The organism is Enterobacter cloacae complex sp. R_G8, from assembly GCF_024599795.1.
Classification (GTDB): Bacteria; Pseudomonadota; Gammaproteobacteria; order Enterobacterales; family Enterobacteriaceae; genus Enterobacter; species Enterobacter dissolvens.
In genome coordinates, this window is sequence record NZ_CP102246.1 from 376685 (window position 1) to 393774 (window position 17090).

Annotated in this window: 18 protein-coding genes; 14 read left to right on the forward strand and 4 right to left on the reverse strand. The window is 55.4% G+C overall.

All coding sequences use genetic code 11. From position 1 onward, the window contains the following. The first annotated feature begins 52 nt into the window (after positions 1 to 52). Positions 53 to 673, forward strand: a complete 621-nt coding sequence (rhtC, locus tag NQ842_RS01810) for a threonine export protein RhtC (RefSeq protein WP_014833703.1) — start codon at positions 53 to 55, stop codon at positions 671 to 673. Here the strand turns inward: rhtC and rhtB are convergent. After that, the gene (gene rhtB, locus NQ842_RS01815) at positions 670 to 1290 is read right to left on the reverse strand and encodes a homoserine/homoserine lactone efflux protein (protein ID WP_014833702.1); all 621 of its coding nucleotides are present in this window, start codon (positions 1288 to 1290) and stop codon (positions 670 to 672) included. The genes rhtC and rhtB overlap by 4 nt on opposite strands. 111 nt (positions 1291 to 1401) lie before the next feature. On the opposite strand from rhtB, the gene pldB reads away from it, so the two are divergent. The 3 genes from pldB to NQ842_RS01830 all read left to right on the forward strand — a co-directional run bounded on the left by pldB (position 1402) and on the right by NQ842_RS01830 (position 4202). Further along, positions 1402 to 2394, forward strand: coding sequence for a lysophospholipase L2 (pldB, locus tag NQ842_RS01820; protein WP_014833701.1), 993 nt, complete (start codon positions 1402 to 1404; stop codon positions 2392 to 2394). A gap of 25 nt (positions 2395 to 2419) precedes the next feature. Further along, on the forward strand, positions 2420 to 3220 hold the full coding sequence (gene yigL / locus NQ842_RS01825) for a sugar/pyridoxal phosphate phosphatase YigL (protein ID WP_047360241.1): 801 nt from the start codon (positions 2420 to 2422) through the stop codon (positions 3218 to 3220). An 82-nt stretch (positions 3221 to 3302) separates the two neighbouring features. Further along, a complete protein-coding gene (locus NQ842_RS01830) occupies positions 3303 to 4202 on the forward strand; it encodes a carboxylate/amino acid/amine transporter (RefSeq protein WP_014833700.1) in 900 nt (299 codons plus the stop codon). Here the strand turns inward: NQ842_RS01830 and metR are convergent. After that, on the reverse strand, positions 4090 to 5043 hold the full coding sequence (gene metR / locus NQ842_RS01835; protein WP_014833699.1) for an HTH-type transcriptional regulator MetR: 954 nt from the start codon (positions 5041 to 5043) through the stop codon (positions 4090 to 4092). The genes NQ842_RS01830 and metR overlap by 113 nt on opposite strands. 115 nt (positions 5044 to 5158) lie before the next feature. Between metR and metE the strand changes: the two genes are divergently transcribed. Further along, entirely contained in the window at positions 5159 to 7420 is a 2262-nt protein-coding gene (metE, locus tag NQ842_RS01840) for a 5-methyltetrahydropteroyltriglutamate--homocysteine S-methyltransferase (protein WP_096928770.1), read from the forward strand. A 61-nt stretch (positions 7421 to 7481) separates the two neighbouring features. Here metE and NQ842_RS01845 read toward each other — a convergent pair whose 3' ends face one another. Continuing rightward, positions 7482 to 8288, reverse strand: a complete 807-nt coding sequence (locus tag NQ842_RS01845; RefSeq protein ID WP_046889419.1) for a dienelactone hydrolase family protein — start codon at positions 8286 to 8288, stop codon at positions 7482 to 7484. 255 nt (positions 8289 to 8543) lie between these two features. On the opposite strand from NQ842_RS01845, the gene udp reads away from it, so the two are divergent. From udp to tatD, 9 genes are all read left to right on the forward strand, one after another. After that, positions 8544 to 9305, forward strand: coding sequence for a uridine phosphorylase (gene udp, locus NQ842_RS01850; RefSeq protein ID WP_003860792.1), 762 nt, complete (start codon positions 8544 to 8546; stop codon positions 9303 to 9305). A 138-nt stretch (positions 9306 to 9443) separates the two neighbouring features. Further along, a complete protein-coding gene (gene rmuC, locus NQ842_RS01855) occupies positions 9444 to 10901 on the forward strand; it encodes a DNA recombination protein RmuC (protein ID WP_257256446.1) in 1458 nt (485 codons plus the stop codon). A 66-nt stretch (positions 10902 to 10967) separates the two neighbouring features. Next, complete coding sequence (gene ubiE / locus NQ842_RS01860; protein WP_013099241.1) at positions 10968 to 11723, forward strand: bifunctional demethylmenaquinone methyltransferase/2-methoxy-6-polyprenyl-1,4-benzoquinol methylase UbiE; 756 nt, start codon at positions 10968 to 10970, stop codon at positions 11721 to 11723. 13 nt (positions 11724 to 11736) lie between these two features. Then, positions 11737 to 12342, forward strand: a complete 606-nt coding sequence (gene ubiJ, locus NQ842_RS01865) for a ubiquinone biosynthesis protein UbiJ (protein ID WP_046889421.1) — start codon at positions 11737 to 11739, stop codon at positions 12340 to 12342. Continuing rightward, positions 12339 to 13979: a ubiquinone biosynthesis regulatory protein kinase UbiB gene (ubiB, locus tag NQ842_RS01870; protein ID WP_014833695.1), complete on the forward strand. Its 1641-nt coding sequence runs from the start codon at positions 12339 to 12341 to the stop codon at positions 13977 to 13979. Before ubiJ ends, ubiB begins: the two co-directional genes overlap by 4 nt. Positions 13980 to 14055: 76 nt before the next feature. Next, complete coding sequence (gene tatA, locus NQ842_RS01875; protein ID WP_014833694.1) at positions 14056 to 14310, forward strand: Sec-independent protein translocase subunit TatA; 255 nt, start codon at positions 14056 to 14058, stop codon at positions 14308 to 14310. A 3-nt stretch (positions 14311 to 14313) separates the two neighbouring features. After that, positions 14314 to 14856 carry a Sec-independent protein translocase protein TatB gene (gene tatB, locus NQ842_RS01880; protein WP_046889422.1) on the forward strand — a complete coding sequence of 181 codons (543 nt, stop codon included), beginning with the start codon at positions 14314 to 14316 and terminating at the stop codon, positions 14854 to 14856. A gap of 2 nt (positions 14857 to 14858) precedes the next feature. Beyond that, the gene (tatC, locus tag NQ842_RS01885; RefSeq protein ID WP_096928769.1) at positions 14859 to 15629 is read left to right on the forward strand and encodes a Sec-independent protein translocase subunit TatC; all 771 of its coding nucleotides are present in this window, start codon (positions 14859 to 14861) and stop codon (positions 15627 to 15629) included. Positions 15630 to 15670: 41 nt separating this feature from the next. Continuing rightward, positions 15671 to 16453: a 3'-5' ssDNA/RNA exonuclease TatD gene (gene tatD / locus NQ842_RS01890; RefSeq protein ID WP_096928768.1), complete on the forward strand. Its 783-nt coding sequence runs from the start codon at positions 15671 to 15673 to the stop codon at positions 16451 to 16453. Here the strand turns inward: tatD and rfaH are convergent. Then, positions 16450 to 16941, reverse strand: coding sequence for a transcription/translation regulatory transformer protein RfaH (gene rfaH, locus NQ842_RS01895; RefSeq protein WP_046889423.1), 492 nt, complete (start codon positions 16939 to 16941; stop codon positions 16450 to 16452). The genes tatD and rfaH overlap by 4 nt on opposite strands. Positions 16942 to 17090: the final 149 nt, after the last annotated feature.

The window sequence follows — 17090 nt, forward strand, 5'->3', positions numbered from 1 at the left end:
CAAAAAAGTGCCAGGATGATGACTCACTGAATTATTTCCCCGCGAGCTAATTATGTTAATGCTATTTCTTACCGTGGCGTTAGTGCACATCGTTGCGCTGATGAGCCCAGGCCCTGACTTTTTCTTCGTGTCACAAACCGCCGTCAGCCGCTCCCGCAAAGAGGCGATGATGGGCGTGCTCGGTATTACCATGGGCGTCATGGTCTGGGCGGCAGTCGCACTGCTCGGTCTGAACCTGATTCTGGCGAAGATGGCCTGGCTGCATAACATCATTATGGTCGGTGGTGGCCTGTACCTGTGCTGGATGGGCTACCAGATGCTGCGCGGGGCGCTGAAGAAAGAAGAGAAAAAGCCGCAAGAGCCGAAGGTCGAGCTGGCTACGGGCGGCCGTAGCTTTGTGAAAGGGCTGCTGACCAACCTGGCGAACCCGAAAGCGATTATCTATTTCGGCTCTGTCTTCTCCCTGTTCGTGGGCGACAGCGTGGGGGCGGGTGCGCGCTGGGGGATCTTCCTGCTGATCGTGGTTGAGACGTTTGCGTGGTTCACCGTTGTTGCCAGCCTGTTTGCCTTACCGGCGATGCGCCGTGGCTATCAGCGCATCGCGAAGTGGATTGACGGCTTCGCCGGCGCGCTGTTCGCCGGCTTTGGTATTCATCTTATTATTTCTCGCTAAGCGTGACGCGCTGACGCAAGCAGCGCGCCAACCAGCATAAACAGCGAACCAAAGACTTTATTCAGGGCCTTCATCTGTTTAGGCCCTTTAATCCATGCCGCAATTCGCTGCGCCAGCGTCGCGTAGCCAATCATCACAATAATATCGACAACAATGGTGGTCACGCCCAGGACTACGTACTGCATTACCTGCGGCTGATGCGGGACGATAAACTGTGGGAACAGGGCGGCCAGAAAAACGATGCTTTTGGGGTTGGTCAGATTCACAAACACCGCCCGCTTAAACAGGCGACCGCGCGTTTGCGTCCGGGCGAGGGTGTTCAGGTCAATCGAGCCTGCTGCGCGCCACTGCTGAATGCCGAGCCAAATCAGATACGCCGCACCGGCCCATTTCAGCACTTCAAACGCCAGCACCGAGCGGGAGAACAACGTCCCCAGACCAATACCGACCAGCACAATGTGAATACCCAGCCCAGCCTGCAAACCGGCAATAGACGCCACCGCCCCGCGATAACCGTGGTTAATGGAGGTTGTCATGGTATTAATTGCGCCCGAACCCGGTGAAAGGCTGAGGATGATGGATGTCAGCAGGTAAGCGAACCACCACTCAAAGGTCATTTGAAACTCCCGAATCGTCTGTTTTTATGCCACAATACGCTATTGTTGAGTCATTTTGTGACCGGTTACGAAAAAAACGATATTCCCTGAATTACGGGGGGTGGAAACCCGATGTTGCAGCAGAAAAAGGACTGGGAAACACGAGAAAACGCATTTGCTGCTTTCTCCATGGGGCCGCTGACCGATTTCTGGCGCCAGCGTGAGGAAGATGAGTTTACAGGCGTCGGGAATATCCCGGTACGCTTTGTTCGTTTCCGTGATGTAAAAAACGATAGGGTCATCGTGGTCTGTCCCGGTCGTATTGAGAGCTACATTAAATACGCTGAACTGGCCTATGACCTGTTCCATCTGGGCTTCGACGTGTTGATTATCGACCACCGCGGGCAGGGACTGTCCGGGCGTATGTTATCCGACACCCATCGCGGTCATGTGGATAACTTCAGCGATTATGTCGACGATCTTGCCGCATTCTGGCAGCAGGAAGTCGAGCCTGGACCGTGGCGTAAGCGCTATATTCTGGCGCACTCGATGGGCGGCGCGATTTCAACGCTGTTTTTACAACGTTATGAGCACCAGTGCGATGCCATTGCGCTCACCGCGCCGATGTATGGCATCGTCATGCGTTTTCCTGACTGGATGGTGCGCCATATCCTTGACTGGGCTGAGGGCCATCAGCGCATTCGTGAAGGGTACGCCATCGGGACGGGGCGCTGGCGCGCATTGCCGTTTGCTCTGAACGTGCTGACCCATAGCCGGCAACGGTATCGACGTAACCTGCGTTTTTATGCCGATGAACCGCGCCTGCGCGTAGGTGGCCCAACGTATCATTGGGTACGGGAGGGCATTCTTGCCGGTGAACAGGTTCTGGCAGGGGTTGGTTGTGATGATACGCCGACGCTGCTGATCCAGGCAGAAGAAGAGCGTGTGGTGGATAACCGCATGCACGACCGTTTTTGTGAATTGCGCGCTGCCGCGGGTCACCCCTGTGAAGGGGGTAAACCACTGGTCATCAACGGCGCGTACCATGAGATCCTTTTCGAAAAGGACGCTATGCGCTCAGTCGCGCTCAACGCCATTGTTGAATTTTTCGACAGGCATAACTGATTTTTTATTGAGGTTAAATTTCCCTATGTACCAGGTTGTTGCATCTGACTTAGATGGCACGCTGCTTTCCCCCGACCACACCCTGTCGCCTTACGCGAAAGAGACGTTAAAACTGCTGACTGCCCGCGGCGTGAACTTTGTGTTTGCCACCGGGCGCCACCACGTGGACGTGGGGCAGATCCGCGATAACCTGGAGATCAAATCGTACATGATCACCTCCAACGGTGCGCGCGTGCACGACACCGATGGCAATCTGATCTTTACCCACAACCTGGATCGCGATATTGCCGCCGATCTGTTCGGTGTGGTGCACAATAATCCGGCTATCGTCACGAACGTTTACCGCGATGATGACTGGTTCATGAACCGTCATCGCCCGGAAGAGATGCGTTTCTTCAAAGAAGCGGTGTTTAACTACTCCCTGTATGAGCCAGGTCTGCTGGAGCCGGAAGGGATCAGCAAAGTCTTCTTTACCTGCGAAAGTCACGAAGAACTGCTGCCGCTGGAGCAGGCGATCAACGCCCGTTGGGGCGACCGCGTCAACGTAAGCTTCTCCACGCTGACCTGCCTGGAAGTGATGGCGGGGGGTGTCTCCAAAGGTCACGCCTTGGAAGCGGTAGCCAAACGCATGGGCTTTGAGCTGAAAGACTGTATCGCCTTTGGTGATGGCATGAACGATGCTGAGATGCTCTCGATGGCGGGTAAAGGCTGCATCATGCAGAACGCGCACCAGCGCCTGAAAGACCTGCACCCGGAGCTGGAAGTGATCGGCACTAACGCAGACAACGCGGTACCGAAATATCTGCGCAAGCTGTTCCTTGAATAATCTTCATTTGATTATTTATCGCTCAGTTGTCAACTAAAGAGTTCGCTACAATGCCTCTCCTTCTTTCTGAGAGACAAGCATTGTGGCGCTACTCATTATCACCACTATCCTGTGGGCCTTCTCCTTTAGCCTGATTGGCGAATACCTTGCCGGTTCGGTCGATAGCTATTTCTCGGTGCTGATGCGCGTGGGGCTGGCGGCGCTGGTGTTCCTGCCCTTTTTGCGGATGCGCGGACAATCACTGAAAACCATTCTGCTCTATATGCTGGTGGGGGCGATGCAGCTCGGCATCATGTATCTGTTCAGCTTTCGGGCGTATATCTACTTGTCCGTTTCGGAGTTCCTGCTCTTTACGGTGCTGACGCCGCTCTACATCACGCTGATTTACGACCTGCTCAGCAGGCGTCGTCTGCGTTGGGGCTATCTGTTGAGCGCGGCGCTGGCGGTGATTGGCGCGGCGATTATTCGCTACGATAAAGTGAGCGATCACTTCTGGACCGGCCTGATGTTCGTGCAGTTAGCAAACATCAGCTTCGCCATCGGCATGGTGGGCTACAAGCGCCTGATGGAAACCCGCCCGATGCCGCAGCACAACGCCTTTGCCTGGTTCTATCTGGGGGCGGCAGTGGTTGCGGTCGCGGCGTGGTTTATGCTGGGTAACCCGCAAAAGCTACCTACCACCTCCGTGCAGTGGGGCATTCTGGTCTGGCTGGGCGTGGTGGCCTCGGGGCTGGGGTACTTCATGTGGAACTACGGCGCTACACAGGTAGACGCCGGTACGCTGGGGATCATGAACAATGTGCATGTACCCGCGGGGCTGCTGGTTAATCTTGCCATCTGGCAGCAACAGCCACACTGGCCAAGTTTCCTTATTGGGGGAGCGGTGATCCTGGCTTCGCTGTGGGTACATCGGCGTTGGGTCGCTCCGCGCTCCGCACAAACGGAAGATGGTCGCACGCGTGGTTCCGCGTTGAGCGAATAAACGCTTCCGTAATCGGCTGACGCTGCTCGCCATCGCGCACGGCGGCGTACAGCCGGCTCCACAGTCCTTCACCCAGGGTTTTGGTGACCACCAGGCCCTGGCGTTCAAAACTCTCCACCACCCAATGCGGCAGCGCCGCGATGCCCATTCTGGCGGCCACCATCTGAATCAACAGCAACGTATTATCCACGCTTTTCAGCTGTGGGCTGATACCCGCTGGCTGCAGGAAATGGCGCCAGATGTCCAGGCGACTGCGCTGCACCGGGTATATCAGCAGTGTCTCAGTCGCCAGGTCTTCCGGGGTGATACGCGTCTTGCTGGCCAGCGGATGATCCGGCGCCAGCACCAGGCGCACCTCATAATCGAACATCGGTGAATAGTGCAGGCCACTACGTGGCAGGATGTCTGATGTCATGACCAGATCCAGCTCGCCCTGCTGGAGAGACGGCTGCGGGTCAAACGTCACGCCGGAGGTAAAGTCCATCTCCACCTGCGGCCACTTCTGGCGGAAGTTCTCAAGCGCGGGAGTTAACCACTGAATACAGCTGTGGCACTCAATGGCGATACGCAATTTAGTCTGCTGCGGCTCATTACAGGACTGAAGCGCGCTGGCAATCTGCGGCAGCACCTGATTAGCCAGTTGCAGGAGGATCTCGCCCTGCGGGGTAAAGCGCAGCGGCTGGCTCTTACGCACAAACAGACGAAAGCCGAGACGTTGTTCCAGATCGCTGAACTGGTGAGAAAGGGCGGACTGAGTCTGGTGCAGTGAGGCCGCCGCCGCCGCGAGAGAACCGCAGTTTCGCAACGCTTGTAGCGTTTTCAGGTGTTTTATCTCGATCATGAAAGTCCTTCACTTCGCCATGAACATTTTGCGCTTGAGGAATATACAGTACCTGCCAATTATAGAAGTGTAAACATCTGGACGTCTAAATAACGAATTTCACAAGGGGCATGACATGACAATCCGCAATCACACTCTCGGTTTCCCTCGCGTTGGCCTGCGTCGCGAGCTAAAAAAAGCACAAGAAAGCTACTGGGCAGGAAACACCACGCGTGAAGAGCTGCTGGCAGTGGGCCGCGAACTGCGTGCCCGCCACTGGGAGCAGCAAAAACAGGCGGGGGTAGACCTGCTGCCGGTGGGCGATTTCGCCTGGTACGACCATGTTCTGACGACCAGCCTGCTGCTTGGCAACGTACCGGCTCGTCATCAGAACAACGATGGATCGGTAGATATCGACACGCTGTTCCGCATCGGACGCGGCCGTGCGCCAACCGGTGAGCCAGCGGCAGCGGCGGAAATGACCAAGTGGTTTAACACCAACTATCACTATATGGTGCCGGAATTTGTTAAAGGGCAGCAGTTCAAACTGACCTGGACCCAGTTACTGGATGAAGTGGACGAAGCGCTGGCGCTGGGGCATCAGGTGAAACCGGTGCTGCTGGGGCCTGTGACCTACCTGTGGTTGGGGAAAGTCAAAGGCGAGCCGTTCGATCGTCTGAGCCTGCTGAAGGACATTCTGCCGGTCTACAAACAGGTGCTGATTGAGCTGGGCAAACGCGGTATTCAGTGGGTGCAAATTGACGAGCCAGCGCTGGTGCTCGAACTGCCACAAGCATGGCTTGAGGCTTTCAAACCGGCTTACGATGCACTCACCGGGCAGGTGAAGCTGTTGCTTACCACCTACTTTGAAGGTGTGACGCCGAACCTCGGCACCATCACCAGATTGCCGGTGCAGGGCCTGCACGTTGACCTGGTGCACGGCAAAGATAATGTCGCAGAACTGCATAAACGCCTGCCAGCGGACTGGCTGCTTTCTGCCGGTCTGGTGAATGGTCGTAACGTCTGGCGCGCCGATCTGACAGAGAAATATGCGCAGATTAAGGATATCGTCGGCAAACGTGAATTGTGGGTTGCCTCTTCCTGCTCCCTGCTGCACAGCCCGATCGATCTCAGCGTAGAAACCCGTCTGGATGCGGAAGTGAAGAGCTGGTTCGCCTTTGCGCTGCAAAAATGTGAAGAGCTGGCTCTGCTGCGTGATGCCCTGAACAGCGGTGACACGGCGGCGATTACCGAATGGAGCGCCCCGATTCAGGCGCGCCGTCACTCGGCTCGCGTTCACAACCCGGCGGTGGAAAAACGCCTGGCGGCCATCACCGCGCAGGACAGCCAGCGTCAAAGCCCGTATGAAGTGCGTGCTGAAGCCCAGCGTGCCCGTTTCAACTTACCTGCATGGCCAACCACCACCATCGGTTCCTTCCCGCAAACTACCGAGATCCGCGGTCTTCGTCTGGACTTCAAAAAGGGCAACCTTGATGCGGCCAACTACCGCACCGGCATCGCGGAACATATCAAACAGGCGATTGTGGAGCAGGAGCGCTTAGGTCTGGACGTGCTGGTTCACGGGGAGGCAGAGCGTAACGACATGGTGGAGTACTTCGGTGAACATCTGGACGGTTTTGTCTTTACCCAAAACGGCTGGGTACAGAGCTACGGCTCCCGCTGTGTAAAACCACCGGTGGTGATCGGTGACGTCAGCCGTCCGCACCCGATCACCGTCGAATGGGCTAAATATGCCCAGTCCCTGACTGACAAGCCGGTAAAAGGCATGTTGACCGGTCCGGTGACCATTCTTTGCTGGTCCTTCCCGCGTGAGGACGTCAGCCGCGAAACGATCGCGAAGCAAATTGCGCTGGCGCTGCGTGATGAAGTGGCGGATCTGGAAGCGGCGGGCATTGGCATCATCCAGATTGATGAACCGGCCCTGCGTGAAGGGCTTCCGCTGCGTCGTAGCGACTGGGATGCCTATCTGCAGTGGGGTGTGGAAGCATTCCGCATCAACGCCGCAGTGGCGAAGGATGACACGCAGATCCACACTCATATGTGTTACTGCGAATTTAACGACATCATGGATTCGATCGCCGCACTGGACGCCGACGTGATCACCATTGAAACCTCGCGTTCAGATATGGAGCTGCTGGAGTCGTTCGAAGAGTTCGACTACCCGAACGAAATCGGGCCGGGTGTGTATGACATTCACTCCCCGAACGTGCCGAGCGTGGAGTGGATCGAAGCCCTGCTGAAGAAAGCCGCCCGGCGCATTCCGGCAGAGCGTCTGTGGGTGAACCCGGACTGCGGTCTGAAAACCCGCGGCTGGCCTGAAACCCGCGCGGCGCTGGCGAACATGGTGCAGGCGGCGCAGAATTTGCGTCAGGGATAAGACGTTCGTTGCTCCCGTTATGTAGGCCCGGTAAGGCATCGCCGCCACCGGGCTTTAATGTTTACGCTTTCTTCCCGCCATACTGGCTAAACCACGCCAGCATTCTCTGCCAGCCATCTTTCGCAGATTCTGCGTGATAGCTCGGACGATAATCGGCGTTAAACGCATGCCCGGCATCCGGATAGACCACAATCTCCGCCTTCGCATTCGCCGCGCGTAGCGCATGACGCATAGTCTCTACTGTATCGAGTGGAATACCCGTGTCCTGACCACCGTACAGTCCCAGCACCGGGGCATTTAAGTCTGTGGCGATATCAACCGGATGTTTTGGCGAGTTCAGCGTTTTTTCGCCTACCAGTTTACCGTACCAGGCCACGGCAGCTTTCAGTTGCGGATTGTGTGCGGCATACAGCCAGCTAATACGTCCCCCCCAGCAGAAACCCGTTATCATCAGGCGATGCGCATCACCGCCGTTACGCGCCGCCCAGCTGGCAACATGATCCAGATCGGCCAGCACCTGTGCATCCGGCACTTTGCTGACCAGGTTGCTCAAAAGCGTTGGGATGTCGCTGTAGTCATTCGGATCGCCCTGACGGAAATAGAGCTCTGGCGCAACGGCCAGATAACCTTCCAGCGCCAGTCGGCGGCAGAGGTCGCGAATATGTTCGTGAACGCCGAAAATTTCCTGAACCACAATCACGATCGGCAGCGGACCGTCAGCCGATTTTGGTCGCGCGTGGTAAGCAGGCATATTCTCCCCCTGCGAGGGAATGGAGGTCTCTCCCGCCGTGATGGCGTCTTCAGGCGTTGAGACGATGGTCGAGGCATGCGGGGCCGCAGCAGGTGCAAAACCGGTTTTTTCAGTCATGGCATTCTCCGTACCAATGAGTTAGCGCAAAGGTAAATATAGACACCAGGTTAACAACCCACAGTGCCTTAAACGGTCTATCTTTTGTGCAGCACGCCACGATATAACTTGTTAATGTGATGTAAATCACTTTTTTATGGAAATTTACTGCAATCATTTTCATTCATGGTGAGATGTGTCACGAAATTATGCGTATTGCTTCTGTAAAGTACCGTTTTACTTCTTCTGACTAACCGACCCACAGAGGAGTCACCTATGTCTAAGTCTGATGTTTTTCATCTCGGCCTCACCAAAAACGATTTACAAGGGGCTACGCTCGCTATCGTCCCGGGCGATCCTGAGCGTGTGGAAAAGATCGCCGCGCTGATGGATAAGCCGGTTAAGCTGGCAGCCCATCGTGAATTCACCACCTGGCGTGCAGAGCTGGATGGTAAGGCCGTGATTGTGTGCTCTACCGGTATCGGTGGCCCGTCTACCTCCATTGCCGTTGAAGAGCTGGCGCAGCTGGGCATCCGTACTTTCCTGCGTATCGGTACCACTGGCGCTATTCAGCCACATATTAACGTCGGCGACGTGCTGGTCACGACCGCGTCCGTGCGCCTGGATGGCGCAAGCCTGCACTTTGCACCGATGGAGTTCCCGGCGGTTGCCGATTTCGAATGTACGACGGCGCTGGTTGAAGCGGCGAAATCCGTTGGCGCCACCACGCACGTGGGCGTAACCGCCTCTTCCGATACCTTCTACCCAGGCCAGGAGCGTTACGACACCTTCTCTGGCCGTGTGGTGAGCCGTTTTAAAGGTTCTATGGAAGAGTGGCAGTCTATGGGCGTGATGAACTATGAGATGGAATCCGCAACGCTGCTGACCATGTGCGCAAGCCAGGGTCTGCGTGCCGGTATGGTGGCGGGCGTTATCGTCAACCGTACCCAGCAGGAGATCCCGAACGCCGAAACCATGAAGCAGACCGAAAGTCATGCGGTGAAAATCGTGGTTGAAGCCGCGCGTCGTCTGATCTAGTTCCCTCTATTGCAACCAAAGGCCGACACGTTCGGCCTTTATTTTTTGCGTAGCGCCTCGCAGGAAAACCCTTTCAAACTGGACGTTTATACAGCACAATCTTATTTTGTGCGGTAATACGTTGATGCAGGGGGCATTGTGGATCTCTCAATCCTGATTTACGCGGTGATTGCGCTGGCGGGCGTGGCGATAGGCTGGCTGATTTCCAGCTATCAGCACGCGCAGCAAAAGGCCGACCAGCTGGCAGAGCGTGAAGAGATAGTCGCCGAGCTAAGCGGGGCAAAACAGCAACTTGCGTTGAGTGAACACTGGCGAGACGAGTGCGAGTTACTCAACAACGAACTGCGCAATCTGCGTGATATCAACACTTCACTGGAAGCCGATCTCCGTGAAGTAACGACCCGCCTTGAATCCACTCAACTGCATGCGGAAGATAAAATCCGCCAGATGATCAACAGCGAGCAGCGTCTCAGCGAACAGTTTGAGAACCTCGCAAACCGCATTTTTGAACACAGCAACCGCCGCGTTGATGAACAAAACCGCCAGAGTCTGAACAGTCTCCTGACGCCTCTGCGTGAGCAACTGGACGGTTTCCGTCGTCAGGTGCAGGACAGCTTTGGTCAGGAGGCCCGTGAGCGCCACACCCTGGCACATGAAATTCGTAATCTGCAGCAGCTGAATGCGCAAATGGCGCAGGAGGCGGTCAACCTGACCCGTGCCCTGAAAGGGGATAACAAAACGCAGGGTAACTGGGGTGAAGTCGTCCTCACCCGGGTGCTGGAAGCTTCTGGTCTGCGTGAAGGGTATGAATACGAAACTCAGGTCAGCATCGAAAACGACGCCCGCTCGCGAATGCAGCCGGATGTCATCGTGCGTTTGCCGCAGGGCAAGGATGTGGTGATTGACGCCAAAATGACGCTGGTGGCCTATGAGCGTTACTTCAACGCGGAGGATGACTACATCCGCGAATCGGCGCTACAGGAGCACATTGCCTCCGTGCGGAACCATATTCGTCTGCTGGGCAGAAAAGACTACCAGCAGCTGCCGGGGCTGCGCTCACTTGACTATGTCCTGATGTTTATCCCGGTAGAGCCCGCGTTTCTGCTGGCACTCGACAGACAGCCCGAACTGATAACTGAAGCGCTGAAAAACAACATTATGCTGGTCAGTCCCACCACGCTGCTGGTGGCGTTACGCACCATTGCCAACCTGTGGCGCTATGAACATCAGAGCCGCAACGCGCAGCAGATTGCCGATCGCGCCAGCAAGCTGTACGACAAAATGCGCCTCTTTGTGGATGATATGTCCTCGGTCGGGCAAAGCCTGGACCGCGCGCAGGACAACTACCGCCAGGCGATGAAAAAACTCGCCTCCGGGCGTGGCAATCTGCTGGCGCAAGCCGAAGCCTTCCGCGGACTGGGGGTAGAGGTTAAACGCGAGATTAATCCGGAACTGGTTGAACAAGCCACGGCACAGGACGAAGAGTTTCGCCTGCGGGAAGGCGCTGATGAACAAAAGAGAGACAGTGAAGACAACGAGTTAGCGGCAGAGTTATCGCCAGACCCGCATCTGGCGCGTTTCTTACGTGGTGGTTGAAACGTAGGGCAAACGCGCCCAATCTGTTACACTTCACGAACATTTTACTGATAAGCAGGCTCTGAGATGGTTGACGATTCACAAGACACGACGCACTTTGGCTTTCAGACTGTCGCCAAAGCGCAGAAAGCTGACATGGTGGCCCACGTATTTCATTCCGTGGCGGCGAAGTACGATGTGATGAATGACTTGATGTCATTCGGCATTCATCGCTTGTGGAAGCGCTTCACCATCGACTGTAGCGGTGTACGTCGTGGACAAACGGTACTGGATCTTGCCGGTGGTACTGGCGATTTGACCGCGAAGTTCTCCCGTCTGGTGGGTGAAACCGGGCGTGTCGTTCTGGCCGACATCAATGACTCCATGCTGAAAATGGGACGCGAGAAGCTGCGTAACATCGGCGTGGTGGGGAATGTTGAGTATGTGCAGGCAAACGCCGAAGCGCTGCCGTTCCCGGACAACACCTTTGACTGCATCACCATCTCGTTTGGCCTGCGTAACGTTACTGATAAAGAAAAAGCGTTGCGCTCAATGTATCGCGTGCTGAAACCGGGCGGACGTCTGCTGGTGCTTGAGTTCTCCAAACCGATTATCGAGCCGCTGAGCAAAGCCTACGACGCCTATTCATTCCACGTTCTGCCGCGTATCGGCGAGCTGGTGGCAAACGACGCAGAAAGCTACCGCTATCTGGCGGAATCCATTCGCATGCATCCGGATCAGGACACTCTGAAGGCCATGATGCAGGACGCGGCGTTTGAAAACGTTGAGTATTTCAACATGACGGCGGGTGTCGTCGCACTGCATCGCGGTTATAAGTTCTGAGTGGAGGTGTCCCGTGCCCTTTAAACCCTTAGTCACCGCAGGCATCGAGAATGTACTGAATGCCTTCCTCTATCGTGCGCCGGCGCTAAAAGCCGCGCGTCAGCGGCTTAATGGGAAGGTATTACGCATCGTTTTAAAAGAGTTCTCGACGCCGCTTGTGCTGGTCTTCAGCGAACGCCAGCTTGACGTTCTGGGGGAGTGGGAAGGAGAAGCCGACTGCTCTGTTATCACGCACATGAGCGTGCTGCCAAAACTGCGTGACCGCCAGCAGCTGACGGCGCTGATCCGTAGCGGTGAGCTGGAAGTGGAAGGCGACATACAGGTCGTACAAAATTTCGTTGCGCTCAGCGATCTGGCTGAGTTCGACCCGGCAGAGCTGCTTGCGCCTTTTATTGGCGACATTGCAGCGGAAGGGATCGGCAAAGCCCTGCATGGCGGTACCGCGTTCCTGCGTAAAAGCCTGCAACGTCAGCAGCGCTATGCGGCAGAAGTGCTGACCGAAGAGTGGCGTATGGCCCCCGGACCGCTGGAAGTGGCCTGGTTCGCGGAAGAGACCGCGGCTGTTGAACGTGCGGTTGATGCGTTAACCAAACGGCTGGAAAAACTGGAGGGCAAATGACGCCTGGTGAAATTCGGCGCCTCTATTTTATCGTCCACACCTTTTTGAGTTACGGGCTCGACGAGCTTATCCCCAAAATGCGTATCACGCTGCCGCTTCGTATCTGGCGGCGGATGTTGTTCTGGATGCCTAATCGCCATAAAGGTCAGCCGCTGGGTGAACGCCTGCGTCTGGCGCTACAGGAGCTGGGCCCGGTATGGATTAAGTTCGGGCAAATGCTCTCTACCCGTCGCGATCTTTTCCCGCCACAGATTGCCGATCAGCTGGCGCTGCTGCAGGATCGCGTGGCCCCGTTTGACGGCGTGCGCGCGAAAAAACAGATCGAAGAGGCGATGGGCAATATTCCTGTTGAGACCTGGTTCGACGATTTCGACATTCAGCCTTTGGCTTCTGCCTCCATTGCCCAGGTGCATACCGCACGTCTGAAAGAGAATGGCAAAGAAGTCGTTATCAAAGTTATCCGCCCGGATATCCTGCCGATCATCAAAGCGGACATGAAGCTTATCTATCGTCTGGCGCGCTGGGTTCCACGTCTGCTCCCTGACGGACGCCGCCTGCGCCCGCTGGAGGTGGTACGGGAATACGAAAAAACGCTAATCGATGAACTGAACCTGCTGCGCGAGTCGGCAAACGCCATCCAGCTGCGTCGCAATTTTGAAAACAGCCCGATGCTGTATGTCCCTGAAGTCTATTCTGACTACTGCAGCCAGAACATGATGGTTATGGAGCGTATTTACGGTATTCCTGTCTCGGATGTCGTGGCCCTGGAGAAGCAGGGAACGAACATGAAACTGTTGGCCGAACGTGGTGTACAAGTCTTCTTTACCCAGGTCTTCCGCGACAGCTTTTTCCACGCAGACATGCATCCGGGCAATATCTTTGTGAGCTATGAGCATCCGGATGACCCGCAATATATCGGCATTGACTGCGGTATTGTCGGTTCGCTGAATAAAGAAGATAAGCGTTATCTGGCGGAGAATTTTATCGCCTTCTTTAACCGCGACTACCGTAAGGTGGCCGAACTGCACGTCGATTCAGGATGGGTTCCGCCGGATACCAATGTCGAAGAGTTCGAGTTTGCCATCCGTACCGTCTGCGAACCGATTTTTGAAAAACCGCTGGCGGAAATCTCGTTCGGTCACGTGCTACTGAATCTGTTTAACACCGCTCGCCGCTTCAACATGGAAGTGCAGCCACAGCTTGTTTTACTCCAGAAAACATTACTTTACGTTGAAGGTGTAGGTCGACAGCTCTATCCTCAGTTAGACTTGTGGAAGACGGCGAAACCTTTCCTGGAATCCTGGATTAAAGATCAGGTTGGCATTCCGGCACTGGTACGTGCGTTCAAAGATAAAGCCCCGTTCTGGGTTGAAAAAATGCCGGAGCTTCCTGAACTGGTGTATGACAGTTTGCGTCAGAGCAAGAACCTGCAACTCAGCATGGATAAAATCGCCCACGAGCTTCAGTCGAATCGTGTGCGTCAGGGCCAGTCTCGCTATCTGTTTGGTATTGGCGCAACACTGCTGCTAAGTGGTACGTTGTTGTTAATCAACCGTCCGGACTGGCAGATGGCGCCCGCCTGGCTGATGGCCGCCGGAATAGTGGTCTGGTTCGTTGGCTGGAGAAAGACGCGCTGAACAGTCGTCGCTATCACCAGGCTGCGTACGTATAATGCGGCCTGACTAATTAATCATCTATCACTGAGGAATTTGTATGGGTGGTATCAGTATCTGGCAATTGTTAATTATTGCCGTCATCGTCGTGCTGCTGTTTGGCACCAAAAAGCTCGGTTCTATCGGTTCCGATCTGGGCGCGTCTATCAAAGGCTTCAAAAAAGCGATGAGCGATGATGAGAACAAGCAGGATAAAACCAGCCAGGATGCTGATTTCACTGCTAAGTCCATCTCCGACAAGCAAGAAGATGCCAAAAAGGAAGACGCTAAACGCCACGATAAAGAGCAGGTATAAGTCGTGTTCGACATTGGTTTTGGTGAACTGCTGCTGGTCTTTGTGATTGGCCTGATTGTGCTGGGTCCGCAGCGTTTACCCGTTGCAGTAAAAACGGTTGCGGGGTGGGTGCGTGCGCTTCGTTCGCTGGCGACTACCGTACAGAACGAGCTGGCGCAGGAGCTTAAGCTGCAGGAATTTCAGGAAAGCCTGAAAAAGGTTGAGAAGGCGAGCATGGATAACCTGACGCCGGAACTGAAAGCTTCAATGGATGAACTGCGCGAAGCGGCAGAATCCATGAAGCGCTCCTACAGCGTCAACGATCCTGAAAAAGCGAGCGATGAAGCAAACACCATTCACAACCCGGTGGTGAAGAACAGTGAAGCGCAGCGCGAGGGCGTAACGCCTGCCAGCGCGGAGCATCAGGCCACCGCGCCTGAACATACGCCGCAGGAACCTGAACTGAAAAAACAGGCGCAGCCGGAAGACCCTGTGGTCAAAGCGGCTGAGGCAAAGCCCGCCGCGCCTGTTACCGAATCATCCCCCTCGTCGAGTGATAAAGCGTAAACATGGCAGTAGATGATACTCAACCGCTCATTACGCACCTCATAGAGCTGCGTAAGCGCCTGTTAAACTGCATTATTGCGGTTTTCGTTATTTTCTTATGCCTGGTTTATTTCGCCAACGATATCTACCAGGTTGTCTCTGCGCCGCTGATAAAGCAGATGCCGCTGGGCGCGACGATGATCGCGACGGACGTTGCTTCGCCGTTCTTCACGCCCATTAAGCTCACGTTCTGGGTATCGTTGATTGCTTCTGCTCCGGTCATTCTTTACCAGGTCTGGGCGTTTGTGGCGCCGGCCTTGTATAAGCATGAACGCAAACTGGTGATCCCGCTGCTGGTCTCCAGCTCGCTGCTGTTCTATATCGGCATGGCGTTTGCCTATTTCGTGGTCTTCCCGCTGGCCTTCGGCTTCCTGACGCATACCGCGCCGGAAGGGGTACAGGTGTCGACCGATATCGCCAGCTATCTCAGCTTTGTGATGGCGCTGTTTATGGCGTTCGGCGTGGCGTTCGAAGTGCCGGTAGCGATTGTGCTGCTTTGTTGGGTAGGGGTGACAACCCCGGATGACCTGCGTAAGAAGCGTCCGTATATCCTGGTCGGCGCATTTGTGGTCGGCATGCTGCTGACGCCGCCCGATGTCTTCTCGCAAACGCTGCTGGCCATACCGATGTATTGCCTGTTTGAGGTTGGCGTCTTCTTCTCACGTTTCTATGTGGGGAAAGGGCGTCGATCAGAGGACGAAGACGACGTCTCTGAAAAGAGCAGTGAAGAGTAAAACCAGCCGCCCGTCAGGGCGGTTGTCATATGGGGATCTGCATGTTTGATATCGGACTCAACCTGACCAGTTCGCAGTTTGCGAAAGATCGTGACGACGTGGTGGCGCGTGCATTTGCCGCTGGCGTAAAAGGCCTGCTGCTGACAGGCACCAATCTGCATGAAAGCGAGCAGGCGCGACAGCTGGCTCAACGCTACGATCGCTGCTGGTCTACCGCGGGCGTGCATCCTCACGACAGTAGCCAGTGGACCTCGGAGAGTGCTGAAATCATTCACAGGCTGGCGAAAACATCCGAAGTGGTGGCCATCGGTGAATGTGGCCTCGATTTCAACCGCAATTTTTCCACCCCTGCCGAACAGGAAAACGCGTTTACGGCGCAACTCGCCCTGGCGGCCGAGCTTGAAATGCCGGTGTTTATGCACTGTCGTGACGCGCATGAGCGCTTCCTCGCGCTGCTGGACCCCTGGCTGGATAAACTGCCTGGCGCAGTGCTGCACTGCTTTACCGGTACTCGTCAGGAGGCGCTGGACTGTCTGGATCGTGGGCTTTATCTGGGGATTACCGGCTGGGTATGCGATGAACGTCGCGGGCTCACGCTTCGCGAACTGTTGCCGGCGATCCCGGCCGACCGGCTGCTTCTCGAAACCGATGCGCCTTATTTATTGCCGCGTGATATGAAACCTAAGCCGGCATCGCGACGTAACGAACCGGCCTGTCTGGGGCATATTTTGACGAGCGTGGCGCAGTGGCGCGGAGAAGATCCGCATGGGTTATCTGCGCTGACGGATGACAACGTGCGTCGCCTGTTTGGCATTGATTTTTAAACTTTGCGGAAGTCGGTGTTTTTCACGCTTTGCAGCACCTGCTTATTAAGCAGATTGAGCAACAGCATAGAGCGTGCTTCACCGTCCGGCTCGGCGAAAATTGCCTGCAGGCCTTCGAAGGCACCTTCGGTGATGACAACACTGTCTCCCGCGTACGGGGTTTCCGGGTCGGTAATATCGTCAGGTTGTTGATAAACCGAAAGCTGATGGATCACCGTCGACGGCACCGTTGCCGGGTGCGCACCAAAACGGACAAAATGGCTGACGCCACGCGTGGCACTGATGGTAGTGGTGTGGATCACTTCCGGGTCGAATTCCACGAACAAATAGTTCGGAAATAGCGGCTCACTGACGGTTGTGCGCTTCCCGCGCTGCATTTTTTCAAGCGTGATCACGGGTGTCAGGCAATTTACAGACTGACGTTCTAAATGTTCCTGCGCGCGCTGAAGCTGCCCGCGTTTGCAATACAGTAAATACCAGGCCTGCATAATCACTCTTTCCCTTAGTTTCGGGCGCAAGCATATCAAAACCCTGGCGGGATCGCTAAGTTGATTATAATGGCCGAAATGGGAACAGGATGCAGAAGTTCACGCTAATTTAACAAAATTACAGCATCACGCAGGCTTACGCCGTATAA

Excerpts from the sequence above, each read along its gene's own strand:
- ubiE (WP_013099241.1), top strand. The coding sequence starts at position 10,968 with ATGGTTGACGATTCACAAGACACGACGCACTTTGGCTTTCAGACTGTC.
- rhtC (WP_014833703.1), top strand. The coding sequence starts at position 53 with ATGTTAATGCTATTTCTTACCGTGGCGTTAGTGCACATCGTTGCGCTG.
- rhtB (WP_014833702.1), bottom strand. The coding sequence starts at position 1,290 with ATGACCTTTGAGTGGTGGTTCGCTTACCTGCTGACATCCATCATCCTC.
- rfaH (WP_046889423.1), bottom strand. The coding sequence starts at position 16,941 with ATGCAGGCCTGGTATTTACTGTATTGCAAACGCGGGCAGCTTCAGCGC.
- pldB (WP_014833701.1), top strand. The coding sequence starts at position 1,402 with ATGTTGCAGCAGAAAAAGGACTGGGAAACACGAGAAAACGCATTTGCT.
- metR (WP_014833699.1), bottom strand. The coding sequence starts at position 5,043 with ATGATCGAGATAAAACACCTGAAAACGCTACAAGCGTTGCGAAACTGC.
- tatD (WP_096928768.1), top strand. The coding sequence starts at position 15,671 with ATGTTTGATATCGGACTCAACCTGACCAGTTCGCAGTTTGCGAAAGAT.
- NQ842_RS01845 (WP_046889419.1), bottom strand. The coding sequence starts at position 8,288 with ATGACTGAAAAAACCGGTTTTGCACCTGCTGCGGCCCCGCATGCCTCG.
- udp (WP_003860792.1), top strand. The coding sequence starts at position 8,544 with ATGTCTAAGTCTGATGTTTTTCATCTCGGCCTCACCAAAAACGATTTA.
- metE (WP_096928770.1), top strand. The coding sequence starts at position 5,159 with ATGACAATCCGCAATCACACTCTCGGTTTCCCTCGCGTTGGCCTGCGT.
- tatA (WP_014833694.1), top strand. The coding sequence starts at position 14,056 with ATGGGTGGTATCAGTATCTGGCAATTGTTAATTATTGCCGTCATCGTC.
- ubiB (WP_014833695.1), top strand. The coding sequence starts at position 12,339 with ATGACGCCTGGTGAAATTCGGCGCCTCTATTTTATCGTCCACACCTTT.
- tatC (WP_096928769.1), top strand. The coding sequence starts at position 14,859 with ATGGCAGTAGATGATACTCAACCGCTCATTACGCACCTCATAGAGCTG.
- yigL (WP_047360241.1), top strand. The coding sequence starts at position 2,420 with ATGTACCAGGTTGTTGCATCTGACTTAGATGGCACGCTGCTTTCCCCC.